This window comes from Pseudomonas sp. H3_E07 (assembly GCF_054668895.1).
The window spans coordinates 3,135,173-3,149,533 of record NZ_CP162795.1; the positions used below are offsets into that span (position 1 = coordinate 3,135,173).

At 61.5% G+C, this 14,361-nt stretch carries 13 protein-coding genes; 6 read left to right on the forward strand and 7 right to left on the reverse strand.

Features of this window, described 5'->3' with window-relative positions; all coding sequences use genetic code 11:
- Window positions 1-50: 50 nt before the first annotated feature.
- The 3 genes from AB4O08_RS14225 to AB4O08_RS14235 all read right to left on the reverse strand — a co-directional run bounded on the left by AB4O08_RS14225 (window position 51) and on the right by AB4O08_RS14235 (window position 3,733).
- Window positions 51-1,646 carry a GMC family oxidoreductase gene (locus tag AB4O08_RS14225; protein ID WP_021492662.1) on the reverse strand — a complete coding sequence of 532 codons (1,596 nt, stop codon included), beginning with the start codon at window positions 1,644-1,646 and terminating at the stop codon, window positions 51-53.
- An 85-nt stretch (window positions 1,647-1,731) separates the two neighbouring features.
- Window positions 1,732-2,277, reverse strand: a complete 546-nt coding sequence (locus AB4O08_RS14230) for a hypothetical protein (RefSeq protein WP_010207265.1) — start codon at window positions 2,275-2,277, stop codon at window positions 1,732-1,734.
- Between the two features lie 28 nt (window positions 2,278-2,305).
- A complete protein-coding gene (locus AB4O08_RS14235; protein ID WP_010207264.1) occupies window positions 2,306-3,733 on the reverse strand; it encodes a coniferyl aldehyde dehydrogenase in 1,428 nt (475 codons plus the stop codon).
- 146 nt (window positions 3,734-3,879) lie between these two features.
- Between AB4O08_RS14235 and AB4O08_RS14240 the strand changes: the two genes are divergently transcribed.
- Entirely contained in the window at window positions 3,880-4,551 is a 672-nt protein-coding gene (locus AB4O08_RS14240; RefSeq protein WP_010207263.1) for a TetR/AcrR family transcriptional regulator, read from the forward strand.
- Window positions 4,552-4,584: 33 nt separating this feature from the next.
- Entirely contained in the window at window positions 4,585-5,448 is an 864-nt protein-coding gene (locus AB4O08_RS14245) for a sulfurtransferase (protein ID WP_460114189.1), read from the forward strand.
- Window positions 5,449-5,477: 29 nt separating this feature from the next.
- Here the strand turns inward: AB4O08_RS14245 and AB4O08_RS14250 are convergent, their stop codons facing one another.
- The 4 genes from AB4O08_RS14250 to AB4O08_RS14265 form a co-directional block, all read right to left on the reverse strand.
- Window positions 5,478-6,473 carry a hydrolase gene (locus AB4O08_RS14250; RefSeq protein WP_010207260.1) on the reverse strand — a complete coding sequence of 332 codons (996 nt, stop codon included), beginning with the start codon at window positions 6,471-6,473 and terminating at the stop codon, window positions 5,478-5,480.
- Window positions 6,474-6,544: 71 nt separating this feature from the next.
- Complete coding sequence (gene rsmD, locus AB4O08_RS14255) at window positions 6,545-7,153, reverse strand: 16S rRNA (guanine(966)-N(2))-methyltransferase RsmD (RefSeq protein WP_010207259.1); 609 nt, start codon at window positions 7,151-7,153, stop codon at window positions 6,545-6,547.
- Entirely contained in the window at window positions 7,153-8,643 is a 1,491-nt protein-coding gene (locus AB4O08_RS14260; protein WP_010207257.1) for a M16 family metallopeptidase, read from the reverse strand. The genes rsmD and AB4O08_RS14260 overlap by 1 nt, the downstream gene beginning before the upstream one ends.
- Window positions 8,636-9,991 carry a M16 family metallopeptidase gene (locus AB4O08_RS14265; RefSeq protein ID WP_010207255.1) on the reverse strand — a complete coding sequence of 452 codons (1,356 nt, stop codon included), beginning with the start codon at window positions 9,989-9,991 and terminating at the stop codon, window positions 8,636-8,638. Before AB4O08_RS14265 ends, AB4O08_RS14260 begins: the two co-directional genes overlap by 8 nt.
- 232 nt (window positions 9,992-10,223) lie before the next feature.
- Here AB4O08_RS14265 and ftsY point away from each other — a divergent pair, with 232 nt between their 5' ends.
- The 4 genes from ftsY to rpoH all read left to right on the forward strand — a co-directional run bounded on the left by ftsY (window position 10,224) and on the right by rpoH (window position 14,283).
- On the forward strand, window positions 10,224-11,609 hold the full coding sequence (gene ftsY / locus AB4O08_RS14270) for a signal recognition particle-docking protein FtsY (protein ID WP_010207253.1): 1,386 nt from the start codon (window positions 10,224-10,226) through the stop codon (window positions 11,607-11,609).
- Window positions 11,606-12,277: a cell division ATP-binding protein FtsE gene (gene ftsE, locus AB4O08_RS14275; RefSeq protein WP_003234627.1), complete on the forward strand. Its 672-nt coding sequence runs from the start codon at window positions 11,606-11,608 to the stop codon at window positions 12,275-12,277. Before ftsY ends, ftsE begins: the two co-directional genes overlap by 4 nt.
- Window positions 12,274-13,299 carry a permease-like cell division protein FtsX gene (gene ftsX, locus AB4O08_RS14280; protein ID WP_010207250.1) on the forward strand — a complete coding sequence of 342 codons (1,026 nt, stop codon included), beginning with the start codon at window positions 12,274-12,276 and terminating at the stop codon, window positions 13,297-13,299. Before ftsE ends, ftsX begins: the two co-directional genes overlap by 4 nt.
- Before the next feature lie 129 nt (window positions 13,300-13,428).
- Complete coding sequence (gene rpoH / locus AB4O08_RS14285; protein ID WP_003176698.1) at window positions 13,429-14,283, forward strand: RNA polymerase sigma factor RpoH; 855 nt, start codon at window positions 13,429-13,431, stop codon at window positions 14,281-14,283.
- The last annotated feature ends 78 nt before the right edge of the window (window positions 14,284-14,361 follow it).

Here is a 14,361-nt window from a genome sequence, read left to right on the forward strand (position 1 = left end):
TCAACTTATGCAGAAGAAAGCACTATAGACATGACGAATACCGTGTTTTTTCACGCTGTTTTCAGACGTTCGGCCAATGCTGTCGCCAGTTGGGCGGTCAAACCGTACACCGATAATTGTGGGTTGGCCCCAATACTGGTGGGGAATAAAGAGCCGTCATGGATCGACAGGTTGCGCAGTTGGTGATGGCGCCCGAGGCTGTCGGCCACTGCGTTTTTCGGGTCTTCACCCATGGCGCAACCGCCCATCACATGAGCGCTGCCCAGGCAGGTGCGGTGCAACTCCAGGTTCAGGTCGTCAATCATCGTGCGAGCTTCGCCGAGGGTTTTGACGTAGCGCGCATCGTGATGCAGCGGCTTGACCGACTTGGCGCCGGCCGCGAACTGGATCTCGGCCATGCTGTGGAACGCACGGCGCAAGCCATCCCAGGCGTAGGCCGACACCTGGTAGTCGAGCACCGGCGTGCCATCGCCGCGCAACTCCACACTGCCGCCCGGGCTGTCGGGGTGGAAGCCGTCGCGCAGGAGCGCCAGCATCGCGTGGGTGTTGGGCAACTGACTCATGTCCAGGGCGTTCTGGGCGCCATAGCCGCCGAGCAGGGTGCTGGCCAACGCCGGGTGCAAAGGCGGTGCCTCCAGCTTGTATGACATTTTGCCAGTGGTGCCGTCCTGCCACTGGAAGTGATCGGAATAGATCGATTGCGGCGCGCCGTAGAACGGATTGATCACCTCGTCGAACAACCCGGCGGAGAAATTCACCAGGTGCAGGAAGGTGCGTTTGCCCAGCCGCGTATGCGGGTCAGGCGCGTCCGAGCGCATCAGCAGCGCCGGGCTGTTGATGCCGCCGCCGGAGAGCACGTAGTGCTTGGCCTTCACGGTGATCTTGCGGCCAGTCGGCGCCACGCACAGGCTATCCATGGCCACACATTCCAGGCTGCTAATCGTGTCACCGCTGTAGACGAGCCGTTCGGCGCGTGCCAGGTAGAGCAGTTCGCCACCCTTTTCCAGGGTGGATGGAATCGTGGTCACCAGCATCGATTGCTTGGCATTGACCGGGCAACCCATACCGCAATACCCCAGGTTGAAGCAGCCGCGCACGTTACGTGGGATGACATGCCAGCTGTAACCGAGCTGTTCGCATCCTTTGCGGATTACGTCGTTGTTGGGGTTGGGCGGCAGAGCCCAGGGCGCGATGCCCAGGCGTTGCTCCATTTTTTCGAACCATGGCGCCATTTCGGCGCTGCTATGGCCCTTCACCGCGTATTCGCTGGCCCAGTGGCTGAGGGTGGCGTCCGGCGTACGGAAGCTCGACGTCCAGTTGATCAGCGTCGTGCCGCCTACCGCGCGACCTTGCAGGATCGTGATCGCGCCATCCTTGCTCATGCGGCCGATGCCTTCCTGATAGAGGCTGGTGTAGGCCTCGTCTTCCAGCAGCTTGAAGTCGCTGCTGGTCTTGAGCGGGCCTTCTTCGATCAGCAGCACCTTGTAGCCGGCGGCACTGAGGATTTCGGCGGTGGTGCCGCCACCGGCGCCGCTGCCGATGATCACGACGTCGGCTTCCAAGGTCAGGTCGTTGTCGAGGGCGGCGCCATTGTGGGTTTTCCAGCCACGGGCCATGCCGTCGCGGAACAGATCAGGTACGGGCATAGGAATGCACTCTTATTTTTGTACGGAGTTGCGGTCAATGTGGGCGCTGGCAAGCCAGCTCCCACATTTGATTGGGTTATCAAGGCTAAATCTTCGGCGGGCCCGGATAACCGCAGTGCGCCCATGACGTCGGCTGGAAGTACCAGGCCATGATCACCAGCTTGAGCAGCGAGCCCTGGCCCATGCGCAGCAGGTTCAGATAGCTGTTTTCCCAACGGTGCAGGAAGTTGCGGATCTGCTCGCTGCTGGCGTTTTCCCAACTGCCCCAGATCCCGGTCAAGGGCCCACGGGTGATGGCCATGCCCAACACGTCGAACAGTTGCTGGGTGAGCTTGAACATCTCTGGCGACAGATGCTGCAGGCTGAAGTCGAGTTTTTTGAGGGTGCCCTCAATGCCGCTCGCAACCGCCTGGGCGCTGGCCACGCCTTCCAGCAACACAGGGATCACCGCGCGCAGGAACGGCAGATCACTGCTACGCAACATCACGAAACCGCTGGCCGGCGTGCTGCTGGAACAACCCGTGAGACTGGCGCCCAGCCCGGCGGTAGCCAGGAAGGCGCTGGCACACAGGCCGATTTTCAGGACGCCGCGCCGCGTCAACGCGGGTGAATCAGTCAGGCTAGGGTTCATTGTTGTTGTTATCCCGTGAGTGGCGGTGTCAGCGGATGAACAGCTTTTGGATCAACGTCTGGATCGATTTGCCGTAGGGCGGGTAGATCAACTTCGCTGCGTTCAGGCGCTGTTTCACCAGCACACCCTTGGCTTTGCTGAACGTGAGGAAGCCTTCATGGCCGTGGTAGTGGCCCATGCCCGACGGGCCGATACCGCCAAACGGCATGTCGTCCTGGGCCACGTGCAGCAGGGTGTCGTTCAGGCACACACCGCCGGAATGGGTTTCGTGGAGCACGCGGTTTTGCTCGCCCTTGTTGTAGCCGAAGTAATACAGGGCCAGCGGGCGAGGGCGCTGGTTGATGTAGGCAAAGGCCTGGTCGATGCCGCGATACGGCACGATCGGCAGCACCGGGCCGAAGATTTCGTCCTGCATCACGGTCATGTCATCGCTGACGTTCAACAATAGGCTGTGGGCCATGCGCCGCGCCTGGCCTTGGTCGTACAGTGGAATCAAGGTGGCGCCTTTGTCGGTGGCGTCCTTGACGTAGGCGTTGAGCCGCGCGAGCTGTCGCTCGTTAATGATGGCGGTGTAGTCCGGGTTGTCGGCCAGGGTCGGATAAAACCCACGAACGGCCTGAGTGTAGGCCTCGACAAATCCCTCGACGCGATCTTCCGGCACCAGCACGTAGTCCGGGGCCACGCAAGTTTGGCCGGCGTTCAGCGCTTTACCGAAGGCGATGCGCTCGGCGGCGTCCTTGAGCGGTACATCGGCAGACACAATGGCGGGCGACTTGCCGCCCAGTTCCAGCGTGACCGGCGTGAGGTGTTCGGCCGCCGCACGCATCACATGCTTGCCAATGCTGGTGGCCCCGGTAAACAACAAGTGATCGAAGGGCAGCTTGGAGAACGCCATGCCGACTTCGGCCTCACCCAGCACCACGCACACCAGGTCCTCGGGGAAGATCTTCGCCAGCAGCGCCTTGAGCAGCTCGCCGGTGGCAGGCGTGGATTCGCTCAGCTTGAGCATCACCCGGTTACCCGCCGCCAATGCACCGACCAACGGACCGATGGCCAGGTACAGCGGGTAGTTCCAGGGCACGATCACACCGACCACGCCCAAGGGTTGATAGATGACTTTGGCTGACGCGGGCTGGAAGGCAATGCCTACGGCGCGGCGGGAAGGTTTCATCCAGCCCTTGAGGTGTTTGCTGGCATAGTGAATGCCATGCAGGCTGGGCATCAGTTCGGCGAACAGGGTTTCGTCAGCACTGCGGTGGCTGAAATCCTGGCTGATCGCATTGATCAGCGCCTGGCGCTCGTCGCTGAGCAGGTCACGCAGGGCCTTGAGCCATTGCTGGCGCTGTGCGGCTGGCGGCATCGGGTTGGCGGCGTAGGCACGGCGTTGGGTGTCGAACAGCGCCTGGAGCTGGTCCAGCACCTGGGTATCTTGCAGATAGGCAACGTTGGCAGACATGGCGGCGTTCCCGATTGTTATAGGTCTGCCTGGGTTTTTAGAGTCATTACTCTAAATTGTCAAATGTCATTACGCCCAGATGCGGATTTATCCCTGTAAGAATAGGCCGTAAGATGCCCTATCACGTGTACAGAAGCTGATCCCCTATGGCACCACGAGTAAAGACCAGCGAGCGCATTGTGCAAACCAGCCTGGAGCTTTTTAACCAGCAGGGCGAGCGCAGTGTGAGCACCAACCACATTGCCGCCCATATGGAAATTTCGCCGGGCAACCTGTACTACCACTTCCCCAACAAGCAGGCGATCATCGCCGTGCTGTTTCGCGAATACGAAGCTCTGGTGGACAGTTTCCTGCGCCCGCCCCAAGGTCGCGCCGTCACCGTCGAAGACAAACGTTTCTACCTGCAGGCCGTGTTGGCCGGCATGTGGCGCTACCGTTTCCTGCACCGCGACCTCGAGCACCTGCTGGAAAGCGACCCGGAGCTGGCGACCGGCTATCGGCGCTTCTCCCAGCGCTGCCTGACCCAGGGGGGCGCTATTTACCAAGGGTTTGTCGACGCCGGCATCCTCAATATGGACCCGGTGCAAACCGAAGCCCTGACCCTCAATGCCTGGATCATCCTCACCTCCTGGGTGCGTTTCTTGTGCACCACCAACGAAAACTCTGCCCACTTGAGTGCTGAGGCGATCAAGCGCGGGGTCTATCAGGTGTTGGTGCTGGAGGCTGGGTTTGTCACGCCTCAGGCCAAGGACGCCGTGGATGCATTATTCAAAGAGTTTTACGTGCCGTTGAATCAGGCATTGGAAGAAGTGAAGTAGGACCTTTCCCGAATCTGTTCATAGGAGTCCGTCATGCCGCTTGCCCAATTGATCAGCCCCCAGCAACTGGCCGAGCGCCAGAAGGCCGCCTCGGTGGTGATCCTGGATTGCCGTTTTGCCCTGGAAGACCCGGACTACGGGCGTTGCAGCTATGCCGAAGGGCATATCGAGGGCGCGCAATACGCCGACCTGAACCGACACCTCAGTGGCACGGTGATCAAGGGCGTGACCGGGCGTCATCCATTGCCGGCGGCAGAGACGTTGGTTCAGCGATTGCGGGCGTGGGGCATCAGCGCTGACACCGATATCGTGTTGTATGACGACGGCCCCGGCGCCTATGCCGCCCGCGCCTGGTGGCTGCTGGCCTGGCTGGGTAAGCGTGATGGCGTGTTTATCCTGGATGGCGGCCTCAAGGCCTGGCACGGCGCAGGTTTCCCACTGAGTCTGGACGCGCCGCTGGTGGCGCCTGGGACATTCGCCGGTACGCCGGACAACCGACTGTTGCTGGACGCCGAACAGCTGGAAAAACGCTTGGGCCAGCCGGAACTGACACTGATCGATGCCCGCGCTCAACCACGCTTTCGCGGTGACGTGGAGCCCATCGACCCCATCGCAGGGCATATCCCTGGCGCGCAATGTGCGGCGTTCAATGAAAACCTGGACACCGACGGCCGCTTCCTGCCGGCTGCACAGCTCAAGCAGCGCTTCGCTGCCCAATTGCAGGGACGCTCGCCGGACGAGCTGGTGGCGTATTGCGGTTCGGGCGTGACGGCGTGCCACAACCTGTTCGCCCTGAGCCTGGCGGGTTACTCGTTGGGTAAGTTGTACGCAGGTTCATGGAGCGAATGGATTACCGATCCAAAGCGCGAAATCGCTACAGGCGACTCAGTCAGTTGAGATGTAAACCCAAGCCAGCGCCCACAGGGTTAACCGTGTTGTGCCAGCAGCCATTGAGGAATACGCCGCTCCAGGTAGTAACCCGGGCGTTTCAGGGTGCCATCGACAAATCCGACATGCCCACCCTTGGCCAGCAGCTCAAACTCCGTGCACGCCGACAGTTCGCTCGCTTCAGGTAGGCTGTGGGCGAACACAAAGGGGTCATCGGCGGCCTGGATGATCAGGCTTGGGGTGCGGATATCGCCCAGGTAATAGCGGCTCGATGCACGGCGGTAATAGTCCTCGGCACTCAAAAACCCGTGCAGAGGCGCGGTGACCCGGCCGTCGAAATCCCAGAACGTGCGCATCTTTTCCAGTGGGCCCAGGTCTTCCAATGCCTTGAGCCCGTCTGTCCGGCCGTCCAGCAGGAAACGGCTCTGCTTGACGCGGATATACGCCAGCATTTCACGCATGAAATGCTTTTGATAAACCCGCGAAAAGCCCAGGCCGATGCGATCCGCACACTGGTCCAGACGAAACGGCACCGACACCGCCGCCGCGCCTTGCAGCCCTGATGCCGAGCCGGTTTCGCCCAGATGCTTGAGCAGCACATTGCCGCCCAGTGAATAACCCACGGCGTACAACGGCGCCAACGGCCGTTTGGCCCGCAGATGGGCAATCGCCGCCGCCAGGTCTTCGCTGGCACCCGAGTGATAGCTGCGCGCCAACAGATTCGGTTCGCCCGAACAACCACGCCAATTCAATGCAGCGCTGGCCCAGCCTTGCGCGGCCAGGGCTTTCTGCAGGCCGGCCACGTAGGGCGAGTTGGAGGAACCGGTCAGCCCGTGCAGCACCAGCACCAACGGCGCTTGCGCGTCGTGGGGGCCATGCCAGTCGAGGTCGAGGAAGTCGCCGTCTTCCAGCCACAGGCGTTCGCGTTGGCGTTCGATATGAGTAGTGGGGCGCCACAGCGGCCCCCACAGCGTTTGCAAGTGGGGGTTGCCGAGGCCGAAGGCGGGGGTGAATGTGTTAGCGCAAGGGTTCATGCCGATCTCTGTAGTGAGCGGTGCGACGATTCGACAAGCCCGCTCACCACAAAAGCTCGCTCGCCCGGAGGTCAGGCGGCGCTGCGGTGCCACAGCGCGTAGTACACCCGCCCGGATTTCTGTTCCCGGTGCAGGCGCCACGCTGCCGGCAGGCCCAGGGTAGAGGGCGCGGTCTCGCTTTCAGTGTAGATCCACGCATCCGGTGCCAGCCACTGACGTTCTTCCAGCAGTGCGCACACGGTTGGCAGCAGGTTCTGGTTGAACGGCGGGTCGAGGAATACCACGTCGTATTCGCTGGCCGGCTGGGTTTCCAGGTAGCGCAGGGCGTCGGCGGTCTGGACCTGACCGGTGGTGCAGCGCAGCGTGCCCAAGTGTTCCTTGAGGCTGGAGACCGCCACGTTGCTGGCGTCCAGCGCCTGGCCCAGGGCGGCCCCACGGGACAGTGCCTCCAGGAACAGCGCGCCGCTGCCGGCGAAGGGGTCGAGCACCTTGGCCCCGGCAATGTACGGCGCGAGCCAGTTGAACAGGGTTTCACGCACACGGTCCGGCGTCGGGCGCAGGCCCACCACGTCGGGGAAGCTCAGCTTGCGGCTGCGCCATTCGCCGCCAATGATGCGCAGCTGGCCCACACCGTTATGCACGTTGTGGACGGGTTTTTTCGGGCGAGATGAACTGGCCATTAATGCTCCGGAACCCCGAGCGGCTGCTCGGCGATTTTGTCAGTGGGGGGCGGTAGTGGCTTTTGCGCAATCGTCGGGCCGGCGGTCACGATGACCATCTTGTCGGCGCTCAAGTGTTTGTTCATTGCAGCCTTGACCTGCTCTACGGTCAGGGCCTGGGATTGTTTCATGAAATCTTCCAGATAGGTCAGCGGCAGGTTATAGAAACCCATGGCACCCAGCTGCCCGGCGATATCGGCGTTGCTCGCAGTCGACAGCGGGAAGCTGCCGGCCAGTTCGCGCTTGGCGTCATCGAGTTCCTTTTGCGTCGGGCCGGTCTTGAGGTAGTCGGCTACCACGTCCTCCACCAGGCGCAGGGTGCCGCCGCTCATTTCTGCACGGGTTTGCAGGTTGATCATGAACGGGCCACGCACCTGCATCGGCGAGAAGCCGGAGTACACACCGTAGGTCAGGCCGCGTTTCTCGCGCACTTCGCTCATCAAGCGGGTGCCGAAACCACCGCCGCCGAGGATCTGGTTGCCCAGGGACAGGGCTGCATAGTCCGGGTCGGCACGGTCGATACCCAGTTGGGCGAACAGCAGGTGCGTCTGCTTGGAGGGGAATTCGATGCGGTTCAGACCCGGCTTGGGGTCGGTCGGCTGGGCGATTTTCGGCAACGCCGGGCCTTTAGGCAGCGAGGCGGAAATCTTGCCCGTCATGGCTTCGGCCTCGGCGCGGGTCAGGTCACCCACCACCGCGATCACTGCGTTGCCGGCCGCATAGGCCTTGGCGTGAAACGCCTGCAACTGTGCCAGGGTGATCTTCGGAACGCTCTGCGGCGTACCTTCGCTCGGGTGCGCGTAAGGGTGGTCGCCGTACAGCCGCTTGAACAACTCAAGGCTCGCCAGCTTGCCGGGGTTCTGTTTCTGGTACTCGAAGCCGGCGAGGATCTGGTTCTTGATCCGCGCCAGAGAGTCGGCCGGGAAGGTCGGCTTGCCGATTACCTGGTCAAACAGGGTAAGGGCTGCGTCACGTTTATCGCTGGCGCTGAGGCTGCGCAGGGACACCAGGGCCATGTCGCGATAAGCGCCATTGCCAAAATCTGCGCCCAGGCCTTCGAAGTCACGGGCGATCTGGCTTACATCCTTGCCCGGCACGCCTTCGTTGAGCATGGCGTTGGTCATCAGCGCCAGGCCTGGCACGTTGCCGTCCTGGCTGCTGCCGGCGGCGAACAGGATGCGCACGTCGAACATCGGCAGTTCATGGGCTTCCACGAACAGCACCTTGGCGCCTTCGGCGGTGGTCCAGGTTTGCACGTCGAGCTTGCGGTTGGTCGGTGCCTTGTCGTCCAGTTCCGCCAGCGATTGCAGCGTGTTGCTCGATTGGGCTTTTTCCAGCGCGGGGCTGGCGACGGAGTCGCTCGGACGCAGGAAATACACGGCACTGGCGGCGATCAGGGTGACAACGATCAGGCCGGGGAAGATCAGGCGGCTGCTTTTGCGATCACTCATGAGCGGTCTCCAGAGGCAAGACATGGGCGACGCTGAGACGTTCGCGGATGAAATAGGTACGCGCGGCTTTCTGGATGTCTTCCGGGGTCACGCTTTGCAGGTCGGCAAGCTCCGTGTCCATCAGCTTCCAGGACAGGCCGACGGTCTCCAGGGAGCCAATGGCCGTAGCCTGGCTGGTAATGGAGTCACGTTGGTAGACCAGGCCGGCAATGACCTGGGCGCGGATACGTTCCAGTTCTTCGGCGGTCGGAGGCTTGGCCTTCAGTTCTTCCAGAAGGCGCCACAGGCCGGCTTCAGCTTGGGCGACGGTCTTTTTCTTCTGCTGATTGGGGGTGGCGGTCAACATGAACAGGGTGTCGCCACGGGTGTAGGCGTCGTAGTTGGTGGAGGCCGCGGAGACCAGCTCTTCACCGCGCTCCAACTGTTCGGAGATCCGTGCGCTGTAGCCGCCGTCCAGCAAGGCCGAGATCAGGCGCAGGGCCTGTACCGAGCGTTTGTCTTCGGCGGTGGCCAGGCCTGGCACGTTGAAGCCCAGGATCACGCTGGGCAGTTGGGTCTGCACCTTCATGGTCAGCAGGCGCTCGCCAGGCTCGGCCAATTCCATCGGGATCTTGGCCGGTGGCACGTCACGCTTGGGGATCGGGCCGAAGTAGCGCTGGGCCAGGTTCTTCACCTCGTCCGGGGTGACGTCGCCGACCACCACCAACGTGGCATTGTTCGGCACGTACCAGGATTGGTACCAGTGGCGCAGTTCTTCGACCTTCATGCGATCCAGGTCGGCCATCCAGCCGATGGTCGGCGTGTGGTAGCCGCTGGCCGGAAATGCCATGGCCTTGAAACGCTCGTAGGCCTTGGACATCGGGTTATCGTCGGTGCGCAGGCGGCGCTCCTCCTTGATTACCTCGATTTCGCGACTGAATTCGTCGGCCGGCAGGCGCAGGCTGGCCATGCGGTCGGCTTCCAGCTCGAAGGCGACGCCCAGGCGGTCACGGGCCAGTACCTGGTAGTAGGCGGTGTAGTCGTCGCTGGTGAAGGCGTTCTCTTCGGCACCCAGGTCGCGCAGGATCAGCGAGGCTTCGCCAGGGCCGACCTTGGCGCTGCCTTTGAACATCATGTGTTCCAGGGCGTGGGACAAACCCGTCTGGCCCGGGGTTTCGTAGCTCGAACCCACCTTGTACCAGACCTGGGAAACCACCACAGGCGCGCGATGATCTTCGCGCACGACCACCTTCAGGCCGTTATCCAGGGTGAATTCATGGGTGGGTTGTGGGTCGGCAGCCAAGGCTGAAAGAGGCAGACAAACTGTGCTGAACAGCAGGCCTGCGGCGCAGCGGGCTAGAGCATTCATTCGTTTTTAAACCTGTTGGGCTGCCCGCTTGGTCTTAGCGTCGGCGGGCGAGGAGGTGCTAGGATACTGATCCGACTTAGGGACGGCCACTGCGGCTGTCCTGTTAAGGCCCCATTTTGGCCTTACAAAATGTTGCGCATGAACGAGCTGGCTAAAAAACAGTCTGTTACGCATCGAATTTTATTTACCGACGCGCCCCGTGGCGCGTCGCTACCTTGAGATAGCCGTCTCCATGTTTGGTTCCAACGACGACAAGAAGACCCCAGCTGCGGCTGGCGAGAAAAAAGGCCTGTTCGGATGGCTGCGCAAAAAGCCGCAGGAAACCGTCGACGAACAGCCACAGGTTCAAACTGAACCGGTCCCTGAGCCTATAGTAGAAGCCGAACCGGTCGCCGAAACGCCTGCGCCGGTGGTGTTGCCGATGGCTGAGCCGGTTCTGCAGCCGCTCGCCGAGGCGGAGCCTGAACCTGAGCCGGAACCCGCGCACAAGCCGTGGCCGGAACTGCCGGTAGCGGAAGAGCCCGTGGCGCTGGTTGAAGATGTGCAGGCCGAGCATGTGGTTCCGCCGATTCCGGTAGTCATTGAGCCTCAGCCGGTTGTCGCTGAAGCACCCGCACCCGTGACGGTCGAGCCAGCGATTGCGGCTCCCGTCATTGTCGAAGAACCTGCCGCTCCTGCTGAAACCAGCAAGACCGGCTTCTTCGCCCGTCTCAAGCAAGGCCTGAGCAAGACCAGCGCCAGCATCGGCGAAGGCATGGCCAGCCTGTTTCTCGGCAAAAAGGTCATTGATGACGAACTGCTTGAAGACATCGAAACCCGTCTGCTCACTGCCGACGTAGGCGTAGAAGCCACCGCCGTGATCATCCAGAGCCTCACCCAGAAGGTCGCGCGCAAGCAGCTGACCGACGCTGACGCCCTGTACAAATCCCTGCAGGCTGAGTTGGCCGCCATGCTCAAGCCGGTGGAAGCACCGCTGGTGATCACCCCGAAAAAACCCTTTGTAATCCTGGTAGTCGGCGTCAATGGCGCCGGCAAGACCACCACCATTGGCAAGCTGGCCAAAAAACTGCAGTCCGAAGGCAAGAAAGTCATGCTGGCGGCGGGCGACACCTTCCGTGCCGCAGCGGTTGAACAGCTGCAGGTCTGGGGCGAGCGCAACAAGATCCCGGTGATCGCCCAGCATACTGGCGCCGATTCCGCCTCGGTGATCTTCGACGCCGTGCAAGCCGCCAAGGCCCGTAACATCGACGTGCTGATCGCCGATACCGCCGGACGCCTGCACACCAAAGACAATTTGATGGAAGAACTGAAAAAGGTCCGCCGCGTGATCGGCAAGCTGGATGCAGACGCGCCGCATGAGGTGCTGTTGGTGCTTGACGCGGGCACCGGCCAGAACGCCATCAGCCAGGCCAAACAATTCAACCAGACGGTACAACTGACCGGCCTGGCATTGACTAAGCTCGACGGCACAGCCAAGGGCGGCGTGATCTTCGCCCTGGCCAAACAGTTCGGGTTGCCGATTCGTTATATCGGTGTCGGTGAAGGCATCGACGACCTGCGCACCTTTGAAGCCGAACCCTTTGTACAGGCACTGTTTGCCGAGCGGGAGCGTTCATGATTCGATTCGAGCAGGTCGGTAAACGCTATGCCAACGGGCATGTGGGCTTGCATGAGCTGAGCTTTCGGGTGCGTCGCGGCGAGTTTCTGTTTGTAACCGGCCACTCAGGCGCCGGCAAAAGTACCTTGTTGCGCCTGCTGCTGGCCATGGAACGCCCGACCACCGGCAAGTTGCTGCTGGCGGGCCAGGACTTGGCCACCATCAGCAATGCACAGATTCCGTTCCTGCGCCGCCAGATCGGCGTGGTGTTCCAGAATCACCAATTGCTGTTCGATCGCACCGTGTTCAACAACGTGGCACTGCCGTTGCAGATCCTCGGGCTGTCCAAGGCCGAGATCGTCAAACGTGTGGATTCGGCCCTGGAGCGCGTGGCGCTGTCGGACAAAACCGATCTCTACCCTGGCGACCTGTCCACCGGCCAGCAACAGCGCGTCGGCATCGCCCGCGCCATCGTCCACCGCCCGGCCCTGCTGCTGGCGGACGAACCCACCGGTAACCTCGACCCGCGCCTGGCGGCCGAGATCATGGGCGTGTTCGAAGACATCAACCGCCTGGGCACCAGCGTGCTGATCGCCAGTCACGACCTGGCGCTGATCGCGCGCATGCGCCATCGCATGCTCACCTTGCAACGCGGCCGCTTGATCGGTGACGGGGAGGCCGGCGTATGAGTGCGACACGCAGCCCTAAAGTTTCCGAGCGCGTGGCGCCGAAACCGGCCGACCCGCAACCGCCGAAGAAAAAACACGATCACGACGATGACGGCCCGGACTTCAGCACCTTGCTGCGCGCCTGGATCGAAAGCCATCGCGCCAGCCTGGTCGACAGTCTGCGCCGCCTGGGCAAGCAGCCGATCGGCAGCTTTTTCACCTGCCTGGTAATGGCGGTGGCCCTGAGCCTGCCGATGGGCCTGTCGCTGCTGCTCAATAATGTGGAGCGCCTGGGCGGTTCATGGCAGCGCGCAGCGCAGATTTCCCTGTACCTGAACATCGATGCCAGCGCCAAAGATGGCGAAGCGTTGCGCGACGACATCAAGAACATTCCAGGCGTGGCGGATGCCGAGTACATCAGCCGCGATCAGGCCCTTGAGGAGTTCCAGCAACAATCCGGCCTGGGCGAGGCGCTCAAGGAGCTGCCGCAGAACCCGCTGCCGGGTGTGGTGCTGGTAACGCCGAATGAAGTCGACAAGCCGGCGCTGGAAGCCCTGCGACAAAAACTCGCAGAGATGCCCAAGGTGCAACAGGCGCAACTTGATCTAGTCTGGGTAGAGCGCCTGGCGGCCATCCTCAAGCTGGGCGACCGCTTTGTGTTCGGCCTGACGGTGCTGTTGGTGTCTGCATTACTTTTGGTGATAGGTAATACCATTCGTCTTCATATTGAAAACCGTCGCACCGAGATAGAAGTGATTAAACTGGTCGGCGGCACGGACAGCTATGTGCGTCGTCCTTTTCTGTACATGGGCGCGCTTTATGGCTTCGGCGCCGGGATTTTGTCCTGGTGCGTGCTGGCATTTGGCCTGGACTGGCTGAACGACGCGGTTGTCGGGCTTGCCGGACTCTACGGCAGTGATTTCGCACTGGCCGGTGTGCCGGTAGCCGATGGTCTGAGTCTCTTGCTTGGCGCGGTATTGTTGGGGTATATCGGTGCGTGGATTGCGGTCGCTCGTCATTTACGCGAGTTGGCACCGAAGTAGTTAATGTCAGATTAATGTGGTTTCGTTTGTATTGACCGTATTGGTGGTTTAGGGAACTTGTCCTACGGTTCCCGGTCAATTTTCGCAGTGCTTCACTGCACGAGTTATGTGAGTCGGAGGTTTTTTCGTATGACCACTTCTTTGCAACCTGCCTATGCCTTGGTCCCGGGTGCGAACCTGGAAGCCTACGTGCACACGGTCAACAGCATTCCATTGCTGACGCCTGAGCAGGAGCGTGAACTGGCCGAGAGTCTCTACTATGAGCAGGATTTGGGGGCGGCTCGGCAGATGGTGCTCGCCCACCTGCGTTTTGTCGTACATATCGCCCGTAGCTACAGTGGCTACGGCCTGGCCCAGGCTGACCTGATCCAGGAAGGCAACGTCGGCCTGATGAAGGCCGTGAAACGTTTCAACCCTGAAATGGGTGTGCGTCTGGTGTCGTTTGCTGTGCACTGGATCAAGGCGGAAATCCACGAGTTCATCCTGCGCAACTGGCGCATTGTGAAAGTCGCGACCACCAAGGCCCAGCGCAAGCTGTTCTTCAATCTGCGCAGCCAGAAGAAACGTCTGGCGTGGCTGAACAACGAGGAAGTCCACCGCGTGGCCGAAAGCCTCGGTGTGGAACCCCGTGAAGTGCGTGAGATGGAAAGCCGCCTGACCGGCCATGACATGGCCTTCGACCCGGCCGCCGAAGCGGACGACGACAGCGCCTTCCAATCGCCGGCCAACTACCTGGAAGACCACCGGTACGACCCGGCGCGTCAACTGGAAGACGCCGACTGGAGCGACAACTCCAATCACAACCTGCACGAAGCGCTGGAAGTGCTGGACGACCGCAGCCGTGACATCCTCTACCAGCGTTGGCTGGCGGAAGAAAAAGCCACGCTGCACGACCTGGCGCAGAAGTACAACGTGTCGGCCGAGCGGATTCGTCAGCTTGAGAAAAGCGCGATGAACAAGCTGAAGTTGTCGATCGCCGCCTAAAACGCTGCGAAAAGCCAAAAAAATGCCCCGATCAAAAGATCGGGGCATTTTTGTTTGCATCTATTTACTGACCGTAAC